At 42.4% G+C, this 19,996-nt stretch carries 17 protein-coding genes; 13 read left to right on the top strand and 4 right to left on the bottom strand.

The genetic code is table 11. The features are described 5' to 3' along the window. The first annotated feature begins 130 nt into the window (after positions 1–130). From I872_RS06890 to pyk, 3 genes are all read left to right on the top strand, one after another. Positions 131–3,241, top strand: a complete 3,111-nt coding sequence (locus I872_RS06890; protein ID WP_015605419.1) for a DNA polymerase III subunit alpha — start codon at positions 131–133, stop codon at positions 3,239–3,241. An 84-nt stretch (positions 3,242–3,325) separates the two neighbouring features. After that, positions 3,326–4,336, top strand: coding sequence for a 6-phosphofructokinase (pfkA, locus tag I872_RS06885; protein ID WP_015605418.1), 1,011 nt, complete (start codon positions 3,326–3,328; stop codon positions 4,334–4,336). A gap of 51 nt (positions 4,337–4,387) precedes the next feature. After that, complete coding sequence (gene pyk / locus I872_RS06880) at positions 4,388–5,893, top strand: pyruvate kinase (RefSeq protein WP_015605417.1); 1,506 nt, start codon at positions 4,388–4,390, stop codon at positions 5,891–5,893. 252 nt (positions 5,894–6,145) lie between these two features. Here pyk and I872_RS06875 read toward each other — a convergent pair whose 3' ends face one another. Then, positions 6,146–6,532, bottom strand: a complete 387-nt coding sequence (locus tag I872_RS06875; protein ID WP_015605416.1) for a hypothetical protein — start codon at positions 6,530–6,532, stop codon at positions 6,146–6,148. 357 nt (positions 6,533–6,889) lie between these two features. Here I872_RS06875 and cshA point away from each other — a divergent pair, with 357 nt between their 5' ends. From cshA to lacD, 10 genes are all read left to right on the top strand, one after another. After that, positions 6,890–8,440, top strand: coding sequence for a degradosome RNA helicase CshA (cshA, locus tag I872_RS06870; RefSeq protein ID WP_015605415.1), 1,551 nt, complete (start codon positions 6,890–6,892; stop codon positions 8,438–8,440). Positions 8,441–8,874: 434 nt separating this feature from the next. After that, entirely contained in the window at positions 8,875–9,621 is a 747-nt protein-coding gene (locus I872_RS06865) for a DeoR/GlpR family DNA-binding transcription regulator (RefSeq protein WP_015605414.1), read from the top strand. A 321-nt stretch (positions 9,622–9,942) separates the two neighbouring features. Further along, on the top strand, positions 9,943–10,419 hold the full coding sequence (locus tag I872_RS06860; protein ID WP_015605413.1) for a PTS sugar transporter subunit IIA: 477 nt from the start codon (positions 9,943–9,945) through the stop codon (positions 10,417–10,419). 20 nt (positions 10,420–10,439) lie between these two features. Then, on the top strand, positions 10,440–10,745 hold the full coding sequence (locus I872_RS06855) for a PTS sugar transporter subunit IIB (RefSeq protein ID WP_015605412.1): 306 nt from the start codon (positions 10,440–10,442) through the stop codon (positions 10,743–10,745). A gap of 52 nt (positions 10,746–10,797) precedes the next feature. Beyond that, a complete protein-coding gene (locus tag I872_RS06850; protein WP_015605411.1) occupies positions 10,798–12,273 on the top strand; it encodes a PTS galactitol transporter subunit IIC in 1,476 nt (491 codons plus the stop codon). A gap of 163 nt (positions 12,274–12,436) precedes the next feature. Then, entirely contained in the window at positions 12,437–13,333 is an 897-nt protein-coding gene (locus I872_RS06845) for an aldose 1-epimerase family protein (RefSeq protein WP_041826817.1), read from the top strand. Positions 13,334–13,478: 145 nt separating this feature from the next. Next, positions 13,479–13,904 (top strand): galactose-6-phosphate isomerase subunit LacA, encoded by a 426-nt coding sequence (lacA, locus tag I872_RS06840; protein WP_015605409.1) that lies wholly within the window; start codon positions 13,479–13,481, stop codon positions 13,902–13,904. Between the two features lie 130 nt (positions 13,905–14,034). Further along, positions 14,035–14,550, top strand: a complete 516-nt coding sequence (gene lacB / locus I872_RS06835) for a galactose-6-phosphate isomerase subunit LacB (protein ID WP_015605408.1) — start codon at positions 14,035–14,037, stop codon at positions 14,548–14,550. A gap of 10 nt (positions 14,551–14,560) precedes the next feature. Continuing rightward, a complete protein-coding gene (locus I872_RS06830) occupies positions 14,561–15,490 on the top strand; it encodes a tagatose-6-phosphate kinase (protein ID WP_015605407.1) in 930 nt (309 codons plus the stop codon). Between the two features lies 1 nt (position 15,491). Beyond that, on the top strand, positions 15,492–16,472 hold the full coding sequence (gene lacD / locus I872_RS06825; protein ID WP_015605406.1) for a tagatose-bisphosphate aldolase: 981 nt from the start codon (positions 15,492–15,494) through the stop codon (positions 16,470–16,472). Positions 16,473–16,506: 34 nt separating this feature from the next. Here lacD and I872_RS06820 read toward each other — a convergent pair whose 3' ends face one another. The 3 genes from I872_RS06820 to I872_RS06810 all read right to left on the bottom strand — a co-directional run bounded on the left by I872_RS06820 (position 16,507) and on the right by I872_RS06810 (position 19,938). Continuing rightward, positions 16,507–16,770 carry a GIY-YIG nuclease family protein gene (locus I872_RS06820; RefSeq protein ID WP_015605405.1) on the bottom strand — a complete coding sequence of 88 codons (264 nt, stop codon included), beginning with the start codon at positions 16,768–16,770 and terminating at the stop codon, positions 16,507–16,509. Continuing rightward, positions 16,760–17,506 carry a tRNA1(Val) (adenine(37)-N6)-methyltransferase gene (locus I872_RS06815; protein ID WP_015605404.1) on the bottom strand — a complete coding sequence of 249 codons (747 nt, stop codon included), beginning with the start codon at positions 17,504–17,506 and terminating at the stop codon, positions 16,760–16,762. Before I872_RS06815 ends, I872_RS06820 begins: the two co-directional genes overlap by 11 nt. A 92-nt stretch (positions 17,507–17,598) precedes the next feature. Continuing rightward, positions 17,599–19,938 (bottom strand): cation-translocating P-type ATPase, encoded by a 2,340-nt coding sequence (locus I872_RS06810; RefSeq protein WP_015605403.1) that lies wholly within the window; start codon positions 19,936–19,938, stop codon positions 17,599–17,601. Between the last annotated feature and the right edge of the window lie 58 nt (positions 19,939–19,996).

Here is a 19,996-nt window from a genome sequence, read left to right as displayed (position 1 = left end):
TCAGGATTTAGCCAAGATTTGGCATGGATTTTCAGAAAAAATGTAAAAATAAAGAAGTGGAAATATATTGTTTTCTGTCTTCTTTTTACTAGTAGGAATCATTTATCGTAGCTGTATCAAGGAGAATTTTGTGATTACACAACTAGATACCAAGACTGTTTATAGCTTTATGGATAGTTTAGTCTCTATCAAAAAATATGTTCAACGGGCCAAGGACTTGGGCTACAAAAGTCTGGGTATGATGGATATGGACAATCTTTATGGTGCTTATCATTTTCTAGAGGAAGCAAAAGCGGCAGGACTTCAGCCCTTGCTAGGTCTAGAGATGGAAATTTATAAAGATGGAAATCCTCTCAATTTGAGACTCTTGGCTCTGGATAGTCAGGGTTATCGCAATTTGATGAAGATTTCAACTCTGAAAATGATGAATCGTCAAAATTGGGAAGACTTTCAACATCTTTTTAAGGGGCTGGCTTTGATTGTACCAATCTTTGAAGGTGTGGATCAGCTAGATCTGGGTTTGGACTTTTATGTTGGGGTCTTTCCAGATACGCCTAGGCAGGAATTGACTAGGCCAGTCCTACCCTTGCATACGGTTCGTTACTTTGAGCAGGGAGACTTGGAAACCTTGCAAATGTTGAGGGCGATTCGGGACAATATCAGCTTGCGAGAGGTTGGTCACCTGTCAAGCCATGAATTTTTATTAGCGCCAGAATCTTTAGAGGAAGCTTTCGCTGAAAACTTTCCAGAGAGTTTGCCCAACTTAGAGCGATTGATAGCTGATGTTCACTATGAAATCAACACCGACTTGAAGCTTCCACGCTTCAATCCTGAGCGTCCTGCTGTGGAGGAACTGCGGGAGTTAGCTGAGACAGGATTGGCTAAGCGGGGGCTTGCAGGAACAGCCTATCAAGTAAGGCTGGACCAGGAGCTTGATGTCATTCATCAGATGGGTTTTGATGATTATTTTCTCATCGTCTGGGATTTGCTGCGCTTTGGTCGTAGTCAAGGGTATTATATGGGGATGGGGCGTGGTTCTGCAGTTGGCAGTCTGGTGGCCTATGCTCTGGAAATTACAGGTATTGACCCAGTGGAAAAGAACCTGCTGTTTGAACGTTTCCTAAACCTAGAACGCTATACCATGCCCGATATTGATATTGATATTCCCGATGTGTATCGACCGGAATTTATCCGCTATGTCCGAGATCGCTACGGTAGTATGCATGCAGCTCAGATTGTGACCTACTCAACCTTTGGAGCCAAGCAGGCTATCCGAGATGTTTTTAAGCGCTTTGGTTTGCCAGAGTACGAGCTGACCAATATCACCAAAAAAATCGGTTTTCGAGATAATTTGACCACTGCTTATGAGCGAAATATAGCCTTTCGTCAGATTATCAATAGCAAGCTAGAATACCAAAAGGCTTTTGAAATTGCTAAGAAAATCGAAGGCAATCCACGTCAGACCTCAATCCATGCTGCTGGTGTCGTCATGAGCGACGATGATTTGACCAATCAAATCCCCTTAAAATACGGGGAGGACATGTATCTCACCCAGTACGATGCCCACGGTGTCGAAAGCAATGGACTGCTTAAGATGGACTTTCTGGGCTTGCGCAATCTAACCTTTGTCCAGCGTATGAAAGAAGCAACTCTAGAAAAATACGGAGTTGATATTGATATTGCTCGTATTGACTTGGAAGACGAGGGAACTCTGCGTCTCTTTGCAGCAGGCAATACCAAGGGTATTTTCCAGTTTGAACAAGCAGGTGCCATCAGTCTTTTGAAAAGAGTTCAACCCGTCCAGTTTGAAGAAGTAGTGGCTACCACCTCTCTCAATCGTCCCGGCGCTAGTGATTATATTGATAACTTTGTCAAGCGCAAGCATGGTCGCGAGCGTGTGGAGATGATTGATCCGAGCTTGGAGGATATCTTGGCTCCAACTTATGGCATCATGCTTTACCAAGAGCAGGTCATGCAGGTCGCCCAGCGTTTTGGTGGTTTTAGCCTGGGAAAGGCCGATATTTTACGGCGGGCGATGGGTAAGAAAAATGCTGCTGAAATGCATAAAATGGAGGAAGAATTTGTCAAGGGAGCTGTTAAATTGGGGCACTCAGAGACTAAGGCTAAGGAAGTTTTTGCAGTCATGGAGAAATTTGCCGGTTATGGCTTCAACCGTAGTCATGCCTATGCTTATTCGGCTCTAGCTTTTCAGTTGGCCTATTTCAAGGCTCATTATCCAGACATCTTCTTTGATGTCATGCTTAATTATTCTAGCTCGGATTATATAACGGATGCACTCGGCTTTGGCTTTGAGCTAGCTCCCTTGACCATCCATAACATTCCCTATAAAGATAAGTTTCAGGAGCGAAAAATCTATCTTGGCCTGAAAAATATCAAGGGCTTGCCAAGAGATTTTGCTTTCTGGATCATAGAAGAGCGTCAAAAGAATCCCTTCAGCAGTGTGGAAGATTTTATCTTACGTCTGCCGCAGAGTTATCATAAGTTGCCACTTTTAAGCCCATTGGTGCAATTGGGACTCTTTGATGTTTTTGAGCCCAATCGGCAGAAGATTTTACTCAATCTACCGAATCTTTTTGTCTTTGCGGATGAGCTAGGCAGTTTATTTGCTGATACTAGCTATTCATGGATGGATGCTGAGGATTTTACCGCTGCAGAAAAGTTTGAGCAGGAGCAAGCCCTGATTGGGATTGGTCTTAGTGACCATCCCCTCATCAGTCTAGCTAAGAAAGCCCATCATCCTTTTGTCTGGATTGAAGAGTTGGCGGAAAATAGCAAGGCGACCATTCTAGTAGAGGTCCAGTCGATCAAGATTATTCGCACCAAAAATGGTGAAAATATGGCCTTTATGCAAGTGACGGATACCAAGAAAAAGCTAGATGTTACTTTATTTCCTGAAGTTTACCGCCGTTTTGCCAAGCAAATCCAAGAAAAAGGCTATTATTATCTGACTGGAAAAATTCAGGAGAGAGATGGGCGGTTGCAGATGATTTTAGCAGAAGCGGCAGAAGCTAGCGCGGAACGTTTTTGGATCCAATTAGCGGATGCTAGTCATGACAAGCAGATTGCAGAGATCTTGCAGCGGTACCCAGGCAATATTCCCGTAGTGCTACGCTATGAGAATGAAAAGAAAACGGTTCCTGCAACAGGCTTTCGTGTTCAAAAAACAGACCAGCTTCAAACTGAACTAAAAACTTATAGCATGAAAACGGTTTTTCGGTAAAAAATCAGGAAAATAAGAGAATTTTTGTTCTGATTGTGGTATAATCTATAAGAATGTTAAAAAGATAAAGGAGCACATTACGAAATGAAACGTATTGCTGTTTTGACCAGTGGTGGAGATGCCCCTGGTATGAATGCTGCCATTCGTGCAGTTGTTCGTAAAGCAATTTCCGAAGGAATGGAAGTTTACGGAATTTATGGTGGCTATGCTGGAATGGTTGCTGGAGATATTTATCCACTTGATGCAACTTCAGTTGGAGATATCATCTCTCGTGGAGGAACTTTCCTTCACTCAGCACGCTACCCTGAGTTTGCAAAACTTGAAGGGCAATTAAAGGGAATCGAACAACTGAAGAAACACGGTATTGAAGGTGTAGTTGTTATCGGTGGAGATGGTTCTTACCATGGTGCGATGCGCTTAACAGAGCATGGCTTCCCAGCTGTCGGTGTACCTGGAACTATTGACAATGACATTGTCGGAACAGATTTCACTATCGGTTTTGATACTGCTGTTACAACTGCAATGGACGCGATCGACAAGATCCGTGATACATCATCCAGTCACCGTCGTACTTTCGTTGTTGAAGTAATGGGACGTAACGCTGGAGATATCGCACTTTGGGCAGGTATTGCTACAGGTGCAGATGAAATTATCATTCCTGAAGAGGGCTTCAAGATTGAAGATATCGTTGCCAGCATCAAACGTGGCTACGAAAAAGGTAAGAAGCATAATATCATTGTTCTTGCTGAAGGTGTCATGTCAGCAGATGAGTTTGGTAAAAAACTCAAAGAAGCTGGTGATACAAGTGATCTCCGTGTAACTGAACTTGGTCACATCCAACGTGGTGGTTCACCAACTGCTCGCGATCGTGTCTTGGCTTCTCGTATGGGGGCTCACGCTGTATCCCTTCTTAAGGAAGGTATCGGTGGTGTTGCAGTAGGTATCCGTAACGAAAGAATGGTGGAAAGCCCAATCTTGGGAACTGCAGAAGAAGGCGCACTCTTTAGCCTAACTGCAGACGGCAAAATCGTCGTTAACAATCCACATAAAGCTGATATCGACTTGGCAGAGCTCAACCGCAGCATTAATATTTAATTGGTCAATCAGGGAAAAATCCCTAAATAGTAGAAGGAGTTTCTTAAAATCATGAACAAACGCGTAAAAATTGTTGCAACTTTAGGTCCTGCGGTAGAAATCCGCGGTGGTAAAAAATTCGGTGATGACGGATATTGGGGTGAAAAACTGGACGTTGAAGCGTCAGCTAAAAACATTGCTCAGTTGATTGAAGCTGGTGCAAATACTTTCCGTTTCAACTTCTCACACGGTGACCACCAAGAGCAAGGTGACCGTATGGCAACTGTTAAACTTGCTGAAAAACTTGCTGGTAAAAAAGTTGGTTTCCTTCTTGATACAAAAGGTCCAGAAATTCGTACAGAATTGTTTGAAGGCGATGCAAAAGAGTATTCATACAAAACAGGTGAAAAAATCCGTGTTGCAACTAAACAAGGTATCAAATCAACACGCGATGTGATTGCTTTGAACGTTGCTGGTGGCCTTGATATCTACGACGATGTTGAAGTTGGTCGCCAAGTCTTGGTTGACGATGGTAAACTTGGTCTTCGTGTTATTGCAAAAGACGATGCAACTCGTGAATTTGAAGTAGAAGTTGAAAACGATGGTGTTATTGCAAAACAAAAAGGTGTAAACATCCCTAACACTAAGATTCCTTTCCCAGCACTTGCTGAGCGCGACAACGCTGACATCCGCTTCGGTCTTGAGCAAGGAATCAACTTCATCGCCATCTCATTCGTACGTACTGCAAAAGACGTTAACGAAGTTCGCGCTATCTGTGAAGAAACTGGTAACGGTCACGTTCAATTGTTCGCGAAAATCGAAAACCAACAAGGTATCGACAACTTGGATGAAATCATCGAAGCTGCTGACGGTATCATGATCGCTCGTGGTGACATGGGTATCGAAGTACCATTCGAAATGGTTCCAGTTTACCAAAAAATAATCATCAAGAAAGTCAATGCAGCAGGTAAAGTAGTTATTACTGCAACAAACATGCTTGAAACCATGACTGAAAAACCACGTGCGACTCGTTCAGAAGTATCAGACGTATTTAACGCCGTTATCGACGGAACTGACGCAACTATGCTTTCAGGTGAGTCTGCAAATGGTAAATACCCACTTGAGTCTGTTCGCACAATGGCAACTATCGACAAGAACGCTCAAACTCTTTTGAATGAATACGGCCGTTTGACAACTGACAGTTTTGAGCGTCATTCTAAGACTGAAGTTATGGCTTCAGCCGTTAAAGACGCAACAAATTCAATGAATATCAAATTGGTTGTTACTTTGACTAAGACAGGTCACACTGCTCGTTTGATCTCTAAATACCGTCCAAACGCTGACATCTTGGCAATCACTTTTGATGAATTGACAGAGCGTGGTTTGATGCTTAACTGGGGTGTTATTCCAGTCTTGACAGAGCGTCCATCTACAACAGATGATATGTTCGAAATTGCTGAGAAAATTGCAGTAGAGCAAGGCTTGGTTGAATCTGGTGACGATATCGTTATCGTTGCTGGTGTACCATTGGGTGAAGCGGTTCGTACAAACACCATGCGCATCCGCACAATCCGTTAATTTAGTTCATAATATTCAAAAACCGGTAGATTCATTCTATCGGTTTATTTTTTCTAGAATTTTTTTGATTTCGTAATTGTGAAAACTTCAAAATAAGAATATTAACATTTTGCATATCAAAAAGGAGAAGAACCTTATGATCTTCTCCAGATTTTATATTTTCTTCAATTGACCACAATTTATAAGGAATAAAAACAATAGTGTAACTATGATAATTATAGATTATCGTTACACTATTAGTTAGTAGATACTCTATATATCAATTTTTTCTTTTCTAGATTCTAATACCCAACCGATGATCCAGCAGCAGACTAGCAGGTAATTTTCAATCCAGCCTAGTAGATTCGCTTGATTTGCTTTTTCAAGATAGCCCAGCAGATGGTTGGTACCAAAGCCCAGTCCACCTAGAATCAGTGCTAGCAAGGTCATACGCAGATAGAACCAATCATATTTTATGTTGGTGGCAATGACTAAAGGCAGAATAGCTAGATTCCAGAAACCTATTTCCCGCTGCCAGTAGGGAGCTAGACCATAGATGGACTCATTGCCCAAGAGCTGGGGTTGGAAAATCTGGATCATAGCCGCACCCAGCATAGCTAAGAAAAGTAAAATGAAAGTCACTCGTAAAAATCTATTCATACCTGTCTCCTTTCTTCTTTATAAATTATATTATTTTTGAAAATGATTTTCAAGTTTTCATTTTTTATAAAAGAGCTCTTTAATAAAATATTTTACAGCCAAGTTCTATCTTTTTAGATGCTTTTGTGGTATACTAGATTAGTTGCAGAAATACAGTTTTTCTATTCAGTGGGAACTAGCGACCGAGTCGGCGCTTTTTTAGTGCCTAGACTTGAGAGACCATATTTATGAAGAGAAAAGCAAATACTCTCAGAAAATCGAGATTTAGCAAGCAAAAAACACTTGGTATGTTTCGATAGTTGAGTATCAAGAGCCTTATAAGGTGGCTTCGCACCGCCTTTAGAAAGAAGAAGAACATTGAAATTTAATGAATTACATTTATCTGCTGAATTGTTAGCAGAGATTGAAAAAGCTGGCTTTGTAGAAGCAAGCCCTATTCAAGAGCAGACGATCCCACTTGCCATGGCAGGTAAGGACGTTATCGGTCAGGCCCAGACAGGGACAGGAAAGACAGCAGCTTTTGGTTTTCCAACTTTAGAGAAGATTGATACCGATAATCCTGCTGTGCAAGCCTTGATTATCGCTCCGACCCGTGAATTGGCCGTGCAGAGTCAGGAAGAGCTTTTCCGTTTTGGCCGTAGCAAGGGTGTTAAGGTACGTTCTGTCTACGGTGGCTCTAGCATTGAAAAGCAAATCAAGGCCCTCAAGTCTGGTGCTCATATCGTCGTAGGAACACCTGGCCGTCTCTTGGATTTGATCAAGCGCAAGGCACTTAAGCTGAATCAGATTGAAACCTTAATCTTGGACGAAGCGGATGAAATGCTTAACATGGGCTTTTTGGAAGATATTGAGTCTATCATTTCCCGTTTACCAGAAGAACGTCAGACCTTGCTCTTTTCAGCGACCATGCCGGATGCCATCAAGCGCATTGGTGTGCAGTTTATGAAGGAGCCTGAGCATGTTAAGATTGCTGCTAAAGAGTTGACGACGGAGCTGGTGGATCAGTATTATATCCGTATCAAGGAAAATGAAAAATTTGATACCATGACTCGCCTGATGGATGTGGAGCAGCCTGAGCTGTCTATCGTTTTTGGTCGGACCAAGCGCCGGGTGGATGAGCTGACTCGTGGCCTGAAAATCCGTGGTTTCCGAGCAGAGGGGATCCATGGTGATTTGGACCAAGGCAAGCGTCTCCGTGTCCTCCGCGACTTTAAAAATGGCAATCTGGATGTCTTAGTAGCGACAGATGTGGCTGCGCGTGGTTTGGACATTTCTGGTGTGACCCATGTCTACAACTATGATATTCCGCAGGATCCAGAAAGCTACGTTCACCGGATTGGTCGGACTGGTCGTGCTGGCAAGTCAGGTCAGTCGATCACTTTCGTAGCACCAAATGAAATGGGCTATCTGCAAATCATCGAAAATCTGACCAAGAAGCGCATGAAAGGCCTTAAGCCTGCGACTGCGGAAGAAGCTTTTCAAGCTAAGAAAAAAGTTGCTCTTAAGAAGATTGAACGCGATTTTGCGGATGAAAGCATCCGTTCTAACTTTGAGAAATTCGGCAAGGATGCCCGCAAGCTGGCAGCAGAATTCAGCCCAGAAGAGCTGGCCATGTATATCCTCAGCTTGACGGTGCAGGATCCAGATGCCCTTCCTGAGGTAGAAATTGCCCGTGAAAAACCATTGCCATTTAAACCGTCTGGCGGTGGCTTTGGCGGAAAAGGCAAGGGAGGTCGTGGCAACGGTCGTCGTGGTGGACGCGAAGACCGAGATGGAGGTCGTCGTGACTTTAAACGCAAGTCAAACAAGAATAGTCGTGATTTCGAAAGCAGAGGGAACAAGCATCCGCACCGTACTTCTAGTGAAAAGAAAACCGGCTTTGTTATCCGCAATAAAGGCGATAAATAAACAGAAAGAGAGTGGGACAGAAATCGATAATTCGTTAGAATTCGATTTCGTCGTCCCACCTCCGCACAGTTGAGTAGGGCTGTAAAAGCTGATGAAATCAGCGTAGTAGAGCTCACTCAACCACTGCGTCTTGCTCGACAATCCAAAGACAATTGAGAGGCTAGGACTTTTGTCCCCGCCTCTTTTTTATTGAGGAGAATCACGATATCTTCCATAATTTGTTTGAAAAAGTCACAATGAAAACGCATAATCAAACAATATTCTATTTTTTTGAAAAAAAGTATACATTTTTTTGTTTATATGAGAAAATTGTAGTATAATGAAGTAAGAAAGGGTGCATGGACATTAAGGTGATTTGAAGTGTCTAAGGAACCTGACAAGAAAAATAGACTTTGTGAGAAGTCTATAGACATCAACCACAAGGAGGATTGTACATGAAGGAAAGTCGTCATAAGGTGATTTTGCAAGAGCTGGACCAGACGGGAGTTGTGTCTGTTAAAAATCTGAAAGAATTGCTGAATGTAACAGATATGACCATTCGGCGAGATTTGATTGATCTTGAGAAGCAAGGACTTTTGATTCGGGTGCATGGTGGAGCTCATAAAAAAGTGAAAGATAGCTTGAATGAAGCTTCGCATTCTGAAAAAACGATGTTAAATATCGAGGAAAAGAAGCTGATTGCTAAAAAATGTGCGGATCTGATTGCTGAAGGGGATACTGTTTTTATCGGATCAGGTACCACAACAGATTTTATAGGTGATTATTTAGAGGGGAAAAATATCAGCATTGTGACCAATTCTCTCCCTATTTTCGAAAAATTGAAGGATTACCCAAATTTTGATTTGATTTTAATTGGAGGGCGCTATCGGGTCAAGACCCAGACTTTTGTCGGGCAGTTTGCCAATAAACTTCTGCAAGAAATTAAGGTGTCCAAGGCCTTTATTGGAGTGAACGGAATTGACGGTCACAATGTGACGACTGCCAATGAAGAAGAAGGAAATGGGAATGCCATCATTCTTAACAATGCAATTGAAAAATATATCGTAGCAGATAACAGCAAGTTTGATAGCTATTCTTTCTATAGTTTTTACCGTTTAGACAATATTGATGCAATTGTGACTGATGATCACATTTCGCCGAAGGTGAGAGCTAAATATAGTTCCTACACCAATGTTCTATAATCGGATGCTTTTTAGTAAAAATCAATCTAAGAGTCTAAAAGCTGCGAATTTCGTAGCTTTTTGTTTGGGATAAGATATCGTTCCAATCATTTTACCTAAAAACTCTTATGCAATATTCAAGATTTTATAATTTCATTTTCGAATTATTCTATCCGTTGTTCGATGTAGAATTGTTAAATAGCCTATCTGCATGCAAACATCTAGCTATAAAATCATGCGACAAATAAACAAAAAATAACAAAACAAACTATTGACAGCGCTATCACATAATGATATAATTAATTAACGAACAAAAAGAAACAAAAAAGGAGAAGTGATGAAATGGCGCTTGCCCAATTATTTGATGAAAAATTGATATTTTGTTTACATGCTGATAATCAGGAAGATCTTTTTCATCAAGTAGCTGATTTATTAGAAGAAAGAGAAGTCGTAACTTCTTCTTATCGAAAGGCCTTACTTGAAAGAGAAAAGTCATTTCCGACTGGTTTGGATATGGAATTTTTAGGCAAAGATTTGCCGAATGTTGCCATACCTCACACGGACATCGCGCATAACTTGACTGAAAATGTGGTAGTTGTCAAGCTGGATCAGCCAGTAACTTTCCACAATATGATTTCTCCTACGCAAGCCGTTGAAGTGTCTCTCTTGTTCTTTATTATTAACAATTCGAGCTCAAGCCAGACCAATATCTTGGCTCAGTTGATGGATTTCTTCACTAGCGAAGGAAATCTCGCTGGTCTAGCTCATTTAAACTCTGAGAAAGAGTTGTTCCAATATATTTCAGATGTCATTAAATAAATAAATCGGAGGATTTTATTATGATTAAAATTTTAGCAGCCTGCGGAGCAGGAGTAAACTCAAGTCACCAAATCAAGAGTGCTCTTGAGGAAGAATTGTCAAACCGCGGTTATGATGTGCATTGTGACGCGGTGATGGTTAAGGATGTCAATGAAGACCTTATGAAAGGCTATGATATCTTCACACCAATCGCTGCAACAGACCTTGGTTTTGAACCAGGAATTCCAGTTGTCGAAGCTGGACCAATCTTGTTCCGTATTCCTGCAATGAGCGCTCCAGTCTTTGACAATATTGAAGCAGCTATTAAAGAGCACGGACTAAGCTAATCGTTTATTTATCTTGCTAACATTCATATAACAAAAAAAGGGAGGAATTATTATGGATGTCATTATTGACCTAGCCAATAAGATTTTCAAGCCAGTCTTGGAAATGGGTGGTCCTATCATCATGCTGATCATCTTGACAGTATTGGCCTTACTATTTGGAGTGAAATTCTCCAAAGCGCTTGAAGGTGGTATCAAACTTGCCATCGCTCTTACTGGTATCGGTGCCATCATCGGTATGCTCAACGGAGCTTTCTCAGCATCACTTGCTAAATTCGTTGAAAACACTGGTATCCAGTTGAATATCACAGACGTTGGTTGGGCGCCACTTGCAACCATCACTTGGGGTTCTCCATGGACCTTGTACTTCTTGCTCATCATGCTCATTGTCAATGTAGCAATGTTAGCTATGAAGAAAACAGATACATTGGACGTGGATATCTTTGATATCTGGCACTTGTCAATTACTGGTTTGCTCATCAAATGGTATGCAGATAAGAGCCATGTAAGTCCTGCTGTATCACTCTTGATTGCAACTTTAGCAGTTGTCTTGGTTGGTGTCTTGAAGATTATCAACTCTGACTTGATGAAGCCCACTTTTGATGATTTGTTGAATGCGCCAAGTTCATCACCAATGACTTCAACTCACATGAACTACATGATGAACCCTGTTATCATGGTTTTGGATAAGATTTTCGACAAATTCTTCCCTGGGTTGGACAAATATGACTTCGATGCTGCCGCTTTGAACAAGAGAATTGGTTTCTGGGGATCTAAATTCTTTATCGGTTTCCTTCTTGGTGTAGTTATCGGTATCATGGGAACTCCGCACCCAGTGTCTGACGTTGCCGAAGCAGCAAAATGGTCACTTGTTATCAAAGGATGGTTGTCTCTTGGTTTGACTGCCGGTGTCTGCTTGGAACTCTTCTCACTTATCGGATCATGGTTTATCGCAGCCGTTGAACCACTTTCACAAGGTATTACAAACGTAGCAACAAAACGTCTTCAAGGACGTAAATTCAACATCGGTCTTGACTGGCCATTTATCGCTGGTCGTGCAGAAATCTGGGCCTGCGCTAACGTACTTGCCCCAATCATGTTGATTGAAGCAGTTCTGCTTTCTAATGTAGGAAACGGTATCTTGCCGTTGGCTGGTATCATCGCAATGGGTGTGACACCTGCCCTTCTGGTTGTTACACGTGGTAAATTGCTTCGTATGATTGTCTTTGGAACTCTCTTGTTACCACTCTTCCTTCTCTCAGGTACACTTATTGCACCATTTGCAACAGAACTTGCTAAAGGTGTTGGTGCTTTCCCTGAAGGAGTTAGCCAAACTCAATTGATTACTCACTCAACACTTGAAGGACCAATCGAAAAACTCTTGGGTTGGACTATTGGTAATACTACTACAGGTGATATCAAAGCAATCATTGGTGCTATTGTCTTCCTTGGTGCTTATATTGGAATCTTTGCTTGGTACAGAAAGCAAATGATCAAACGGAATGCAGAATACGCAGCAAAAGCAAAATAATATCCGTTAACTATTGTTAAATATTGTAAGACTTGGGAGGCTAGATTGTCCATTTCCAAATGGGAATGTTGATAATCTAGCTTTTCCTATGTAATGAATAGGAAAGCTATGCAGAGAGAGGTCAGAAGTCTGGCTTCTTCTCTGAAGTAGAGAGGAAATTTGGATGGTGATTGTGCTACAAAATGATGAATTGACAGTGCAGTTTGAGAAATTGGGAGGAGCGCTTTCTTCAATCAAGGATAAGGATGGCTTGGAATACCTCTGGCAGGGTGATGCAACTTATTGGAGCGGTCAAGCTCCAGTTCTTTTCCCCATTTGTGGGAGTTTGCGCAATGACACAGCTCACTATGAGTTAAAAGATGGTCAAAAAGCGAGTGGAGTCATTCCTCGGCATGGTCTCGTTCGCAAGAAAGAATTTGAAGTGGTTGAACAAACGGATACGAGTGTGACCTTTGCTATTGAGAATACAGAGGAGATGTTTCAGAACTATCCCTATCATTTCCGCTTATCGATTCACTATAGCTTGACTGGTAAGAAGCTTCGTACCCAGTATATCGTGGAAAATCTAGGAGATAGTGAGGTCATGCCTTACTTTATCGGAGGCCACCCCGGCTTTAACTGTCCTTTACTTGATGATGAAAATTATGAAGATTACTATTTGGAGTTTGAAGAGGAAGAAACTTGCAGTGTTCCTCTCTCCTATCCTGAAACTGGAATGTTGAACTTTCTGGAACGTACAAGCTTCCTAGATCATCAAAAAGAACTGGATTTGGACTATGCTCTCTTTGCTCAAGATGCAGTGACTCTTGATGAACTAAAATCACGGACCGTTGCCCTTCGTTCTCGGAAGCATGAAAAAGGATTGCGATTGGATTTTCAAGAATTTCCAAATCTAATTATCTGGTCAACTGTCAATAAAGGACCATTTATAGCCTTGGAGCCTTGGTCAGGCTTGTCTACCTCATTAGAGGAGGGAGATTGCTTAGAAGACAAGAAAAACGTTCGCCTGCTCCCAGCAGGTAAAAAAGAAGAAATTGGATTTGATATTACTATTTTTTAAAGAATAATTTTAAAAATGTTTAAAAACGAACATAAAATGTTGACACCGAACACGAAATGTTGTATTATAAACTTGTGAGAGAACTAATATTGGATGTTTTGAAACATTTTGTTTAAATACATAGAAAATTAAAGGAGGACTTAACATGTCTATTATCATTGGTGCAGATGCTGCAGGTTTGAGATTGAAGGATCTCGTGAAAAGTTATTTGGAAAAAGAAAATTTCCAAGTTGTTGATGTGACGGCAGAAGGACAAGACTTTGTGGATGTGACTTTGGCAGTTGCTTCAGAAGTTCAGAAAGAGGAAGAGAATCTGGGAATTGTCATCGATGCTTACGGTGCTGGTCCATTTATGGTTGCAACAAAAATCAAAGGTATGGTAGCGGCAGAAGTATCAGACGAACGTTCTGCTTACATGACTCGCGGACACAACAACTCACGCATGATTACAATGGGTGCTGAAATTGTTGGGGACGAATTGGCGAAGAATATTGCTAAAGGATTTGTTAATGGTAAGTACGATGGTGGACGCCATCAAATCCGGGTCGACATGCTGAATAAGATGTGCTAATGCTCTGTGAAAATCAAGAGACCAGATTGTTAGCTGGTTTTGCTAAACTTAAGCCATTCATGCGGAATCTTGATTTTATTTAGCATGACAAATATAGTGGATAGATATAGAATAGATAGAGGTAAAAATAATGAAAATTGCAATTGGATGTGACCATATCGTTACCAATGAAAAAATGGCGGTTTCAGATTTTTTGAAATCAAAAGGATATGAAGTCATTGACTTCGGTACATATGACCATACACGAACTCATTACCCAATTTTTGGTAAAAAGGTTGGTGAAGCAGTGGTTAGCGGACAAGCTGACCTTGGTGTTTGTATCTGTGGTACAGGTGTTGGTATCAACAACGCTGTAAACAAGGTTCCAGGTGTTCGTTCTGCCTTGGTACGCGACATGACTTCTGCCCTTTATGCGAAAGAAGAGCTCAATGCCAACGTTATCGGTTTCGGTGGTAAGATTACTGGTGAATTGCTTATGTGCGATATCATTGAAGCTTTCATCAATGCTGAATACAAACCAACTGAAGAAAATAAAAAATTGATTGCTAAGATTGCCCATGTGGAAAGCCACAATGCTCATCAAGCAGACGCTGACTTCTTTACAGAATTCCTCGAAAAATGGGATCGTGGTGAGTACCACGACTAAGAGGTGACCTATGATTTTAACAGTCACTATGAACCCATCCATTGATATTTCCTATCCTTTGGATGAGTTGAAGATTGATACTGTCAACCGTGTGGTGGACGTGACCAAGACAGCTGGTGGTAAAGGGCTCAATGTTACACGTGTTCTTTCAGAATTTGGTGATTCTGTCCTTGCCACTGGTTTAGTCGGTGGTAAACTTGGAGAATATCTAGTAGAGAATATCGATGATAAAGTGGCGAAACGTTTCTTCTCTATCCAAGGTGAAACTCGTAACTGTATTGCTATTCTACACGGAGAAAACCAAACAGAAATCCTTGAAAAAGGCCCAGAAGTTCTTGAAAAAGAAGGGCAGGATTTCCTAGCTTACTTCAAAGAATTATTGGAAAATATTGAAGTAGTCGCTATTTCAGGCAGCCTGCCAGCGGGTCTTCCAGTTGACTATTATGCAAACTTGGTGGAGCTTGCTAATAAAGCAGAGAAACCAGTTGTTCTAGACTGCTCAGGTGCAGCCCTTCAAGCCGTTTTAGAATCAGAACATAAACCGACAGTTATCAAACCAAATAACGAGGAATTGTCACAACTTCTTGGAAGAGAAGTTTCAAAAGATTTGGATGAGCTAAAAGAAGTTCTTTCAGAACCGCTATTTGAAGGTATTGAATGGATTATCGTATCACTTGGTGCAGACGGTGCTTTTGCCAAACATGGTGATACTTTCTATAAAGTGGATATTCCAAAAATCCAAGTAGTCAATCCTGTCGGATCAGGTGACTCAACGGTGGCAGGTATTTCCTCAGGTCTCTACCATAAGGAAGCTGACGAGGCATTGCTCACAAAGGCAAATGTGCTCGGCATGCTCAATGCCCAAGAAAAAATGACTGGTCATGTCAATATGGCTAACTATGACGAACTATACAAACAACTACATGTAAGGACGGTATAATATGGTATTAACAGAACAAAAACGCAAATATATGGAAAAACTTTCTGATGAGAATGGTATCATCTCTGCCTTAGCTTTTGACCAACGCGGTGCTTTGAAACGTCTCATGGCTCAACACCAAGAAGCAGAACCAACAGTAGAACAAATGGAAGAACTGAAAGTTTTGGTTGCAGAAGAGTTGACTCCTTACGCTTCATCTATGCTGCTGGATCCTGAGTATGGACTACCTGCTACTAAAGCTTTGGACAAGAATGCTGGTCTCTTGTTGGCTTATGAGAAGACAGGTTATGATACTTCTAGCACGAAGCGCCTGCCAGACTGCTTGGATCTTTGGTCTGCAAAACGCATCAAAGAACAAGGTGCGGATGCGGTGAAATTCCTCCTTTACTATGATGTGGATAGCTCAGATGAACTTAATCAACAAAAGCAAGCTTATATCGAGCGCGTGGGTTCTGAGTGTGTAGCTGAAGACATTCCTTTCTTCCTTGAAATCTTGGCTTATGATGAAAAGATTGCGGATGCTTCTAGCGTAGAATATGCTAAAGTGAAACCGCGCAAGGTTATTGAAGCGATGAAAGTTTTCTCTGATCCGCGTTTCAACATTGATGTCTTGAAAGTAGAAGTCCCAGTTAACGTTAAATACGTTGAAGGCTTTGGCGATGGCGAAGTAGTTCATACAAAAGCTGAAGCAGCTGCTTTCTTCAAGGAACAAGATGAGGCGACTAACCTGCCTTATATCTATTTGAGTGCGGGTGTATCTGCTAAACTTTTCCAAGAAACACTTGTTTTTGCGCATGAGTCAGGTGCTAACTTCAACGGCGTTCTCTGCGGACGTGCGACTTGGGCTGGCAGTGTCAAAGACTATATTGAGCAAGGCGAAGAAGCAGCTCGTAAGTGGCTTCGTACAACCGGTTTTGAAAACATTGATGAGCTCAACAAGGTTCTTCAACAGACTGCGACTTCTTGGAAGAAACGCATCTAATCTTGATTTTAGAATTCAAAAAACGTAGTAAGTTTTAGGACTTGCTACGTTTTTCTTCTATATAAGCTAGTTTTTCAGCTCGTTTCTTCTTTTTGAAGAGGGCTTCAGCCGACATGGCTGCAGATTTGTCGGGGTATTCTTCTTGATAGATGAGTGTGACGGGTAATCGGGCACGGGTGTACTTGGCTCCTTTTCCAGCCTGATGTGTTTTGAGACGAGCTTCTACATTAGTTGTATAGCCTGTGTAGAGGGTGCCGTCTCCACATTCAAGGACGTACATATAGGCTTTATTTTCCATAGTAAATCTCTTGAATTTCTGGTGTATAGCTGCCGTCTTGCTCGTGGATAAAGAGAGGTGGGAGGATTTTCAGACCGTCCGGTGAACCATCTTTAATAGCCTCAATTAAGAGCATGTTGGCTTCCCTACCCTGCTTGGGATAGACAAACTGGATGCGCTTGGGCGCTAGATTATGGCCTTTCATGGTCTCTAAAATATCCAAAAATCGGTCAGGACGATGGACCATGGCTAAGCGACCATTGGACTTGAGGACTCGCTGGGCAATCGTGCAAATTTCTTCTAAGTTGGTAGCGACTTCGTGACGAGCTAGAAGATAATGCTCACTACCGTTGAGATTGGAATGTTCATCGACCTTGAAATAGGGAGGATTGCAGAGAATGATATCAACCTTGCTGCCAGAGATGTGGTTGCCTAGATTTTTCAAGTCGTCATGGATAACCTGCATCTGTTGAGCAAGGTCATTTAGTTCAATGGAGCGCTGGGCCATATCGGCCAGACGCTCCTGAATTTCCACTGCTAGAATCTGGGCCTGAGTCCGTGTGCTAGCAAAGAGACCAACAGCACCATTTCCAGCGCAGAGATCGACGATTAGCCCTCGCTTGGGTAACTTTGGAAAGCGGGAAAGCAGGACACTATCGACTGAATAGCTAAAGACCTCGCTATTTTGAATGATTTTAATATCAGTGGAAAAGAGCTGATTAACTCTTTCTCCGTCTTTTAATTTTGCTTCTGTCATACCAACATTATAGCATGATTAAGTGCTATTCCAAAGAAGAAAAAGAAACTTTATAGGAAAAAACACCTGACAGACATAGTCAGGTGCGAATTTTAGTTGAATTCATATTTTTGCTTGATGGTACAAGCGATGAAAATTCCGATAAAGAAAACCATGAGAATCAGATAGACTGGCAAGGTTGCGGCTGTCAGCGTTGCAATTTCCAATAGGTGCTGCAGGACAAAGGCTGATAGATAGAAGCCTGCGACTGAAAAAATGATCAGAAGAGCGCGCCAGAGGTTGAGTGGCAGACAGGCCCGGATAACTGACAGGAAGCTGATGCTGCCTAGCAAGTAGTAGGTCAGGGTGGACATTTCTATGTCGCTCCAGCCATGGTTGCTGCCCCAGATACGGACAAATAGCACACTGAAGATAATCATGAGGGAACTTGGCAGAGCTAGCTGCAGGGAGCGTTTGAGGAAGTGCTTTTCAACTGGCTTGATATTGCGCTCAAAGGTGAGGACAAAGGGTGGGAAGCCTTCGACAAACTGGTCAATCAGGGTGATTTGAATCGGAATGAATGGGAAAATCAAGAGATATTCTGGTTTGCCTAACAGGACACTGGCGATACAGATGATAGCTAGGAGGAAGGAATAAATGGTCTTGATGAAGAAAATCGGAGCAATCCGTCCGATGTTGTTAACGACCCGGCGGCCTTCAAAAAGAATCTCAGGTACATCGTTAAAGTCGGAGTTAAGAAGAACCAAGTTGGCAATTTGCCGAGTTGCTGGGTCACCTTCTGCCATGACGATGGAGCAGTCCGCTTCACGCAAGGCCAAGATATCATTAACACCATCTCCAGTCATAGCTGTTGTCCGACCGGCAGCCTTGAGAGTCTGGATCAGCAGCTTCTTCTGATGAGGAGAAACTCGGCCGAAGATGGCTGTTGCTTCTGCCTGCTCAACCAGTTCTTGATCGCTGATTTTAGAGCAGTCGATGTAGCTGGCGTAGTTGGCAAATCCAGCCTGGCTAGCAATATGGGAAACGGTCACAGGATTGTCACCAGAGATGATTTTCAGATCAACATCCTGAGAGCGTAGATAATCCAAGGTCTCGGCCGCTCCCTCACGAATAGGATCAGTGATTTCCAAAACAGCTAAAGCGGTCATATCTTCAGGCAGTTGGATACTGTGTTTATCTAGCACTTGGTCGCTGTGAGCCAGCACTAAAACCCGCGATCCGCGTTTTTGAGCCTCTCCAACCGCTGCAGGATTGCTGTTCAGTAGCATTTCGGGCGCTCCCAGAAAGATGGTTCCAACACTTGATAAATGCATAGCGCCCCATTTTCGGTCACTAGAAAATGGGATAACATTGTCGCTGGTATAGGTGTGCTTCAGGTGGCCGTATCCCTTGCGGATAGCCTGGGCAGTTGGGTTATTATCCTCGCTGGTTTGGATATAAGCTGCTAAGATTTGGCTGACGGTCTCATCAGAAAACTTATCTGACAAACTATGCAAGGCTTCAACAGTCATCTTACCTTGGGTAATTGTCCCAGTCTTGTCCAGACAGAGAGTATCCACTCGAGCCAAGGTCTCAACAGAATACATTTCCTGGACAAGAACCTTACGCATACCTAGCTTGATGACAGCTGTCAGGAGTGATGTGACTGTCAGCAGGGCAATTCCCTTAGGCAGCATACCCAAAAGAGCTGTCGAGCTGGTAATGACAGAGTTTTTGACAGGCAGTCCCTTTATCATCAGGGCTTCAAAGAAAAGTGCCAATCCGAAAGGAATGATGATTTTTCCGGTAAAGCGGGAAATTTTCGCAAGATTGTAAAGAATCCGCGAGTTGATAGGCTTGAGGGTTTTAGCCTCAGTCATGAGCTTGTTAGCATAGTTGTCTGCACCGACATGGTGTACCTCAGCATAAATCTGCCCACTGGCCAGAAAGCTACCAGACAGCAGCTCAGCGCCTTCTTCCTTGAGAACCAAGTCACTCTCCCCTGTCAGCATGGCTTCATTGGCCTCGGCAACACCCTCTACTACACGGGCATCACTGGGAATCTGCTCGCCAGCTGACAGCTTGATCAGGTCGCCCAGCACAATTTCTTCTGGCTGAATCTTAACTTCCTGGCCGTTGCGGACAACTGTGACCAGCTCTCGGCTGACCAGATTGAGCTTGTCAATCATGTGTTTGGCTCGCAGCTCCGTGATAATACCAGTGACGGCGTTAAAGCTGATGACGGCGAAGAAGACCAGATTGCTCCAGGCTTGGACAGAGACCAAGGCTACAGCAATAACAAAGTTAAGGGCATTAAAAAGGGTGAAAACATTCCGCTTAACGATTTGCCAGTTACTAGTACTGGTGTCACTTGTAAAATCGTTGGTCAAGCCCTGCGAAATCTTTTCATCTACTTGTGTTTGGTTTAAACCAATTAATTCTTTTTTATTCATGAAAATAATGATACCATTTTTTTATAGAAATAGCTATCAGAATCAGCTGTTACAGCCA

The organism is Streptococcus cristatus AS 1.3089 (genome assembly GCF_000385925.1).
GTDB classification, from domain to species: domain Bacteria; phylum Bacillota; class Bacilli; order Lactobacillales; family Streptococcaceae; genus Streptococcus; species Streptococcus cristatus_B.
The sequence above is the reverse complement of the archived record's forward strand: the minus strand, read 5'-3'. Positions and strand labels throughout refer to the sequence as shown.

Bases quoted from the DNA above. Each gene is read 5' to 3' on its own strand.
- pfkA (WP_015605418.1), top strand. From the start codon at position 3,326: ATGAAACGTATTGCTGTTTTGACCAGTGGTGGAGATGCCCCTGGTATG.
- pyk (WP_015605417.1), top strand. From the start codon at position 4,388: ATGAACAAACGCGTAAAAATTGTTGCAACTTTAGGTCCTGCGGTAGAA.
- I872_RS06875 (WP_015605416.1), bottom strand. From the start codon at position 6,532: ATGAATAGATTTTTACGAGTGACTTTCATTTTACTTTTCTTAGCTATG.
- I872_RS06865 (WP_015605414.1), top strand. From the start codon at position 8,875: ATGAAGGAAAGTCGTCATAAGGTGATTTTGCAAGAGCTGGACCAGACG.
- I872_RS06860 (WP_015605413.1), top strand. From the start codon at position 9,943: ATGGCGCTTGCCCAATTATTTGATGAAAAATTGATATTTTGTTTACAT.
- I872_RS06855 (WP_015605412.1), top strand. From the start codon at position 10,440: ATGATTAAAATTTTAGCAGCCTGCGGAGCAGGAGTAAACTCAAGTCAC.
- I872_RS06850 (WP_015605411.1), top strand. From the start codon at position 10,798: ATGGATGTCATTATTGACCTAGCCAATAAGATTTTCAAGCCAGTCTTG.
- I872_RS06845 (WP_041826817.1), top strand. From the start codon at position 12,437: ATGGTGATTGTGCTACAAAATGATGAATTGACAGTGCAGTTTGAGAAA.
- lacA (WP_015605409.1), top strand. From the start codon at position 13,479: ATGTCTATTATCATTGGTGCAGATGCTGCAGGTTTGAGATTGAAGGAT.
- lacB (WP_015605408.1), top strand. From the start codon at position 14,035: ATGAAAATTGCAATTGGATGTGACCATATCGTTACCAATGAAAAAATG.
- I872_RS06830 (WP_015605407.1), top strand. From the start codon at position 14,561: ATGATTTTAACAGTCACTATGAACCCATCCATTGATATTTCCTATCCT.
- lacD (WP_015605406.1), top strand. From the start codon at position 15,492: ATGGTATTAACAGAACAAAAACGCAAATATATGGAAAAACTTTCTGAT.
- I872_RS06820 (WP_015605405.1), bottom strand. From the start codon at position 16,770: ATGGAAAATAAAGCCTATATGTACGTCCTTGAATGTGGAGACGGCACC.
- I872_RS06815 (WP_015605404.1), bottom strand. From the start codon at position 17,506: ATGACAGAAGCAAAATTAAAAGACGGAGAAAGAGTTAATCAGCTCTTT.
- I872_RS06810 (WP_015605403.1), bottom strand. From the start codon at position 19,938: ATGAATAAAAAAGAATTAATTGGTTTAAACCAAACACAAGTAGATGAA.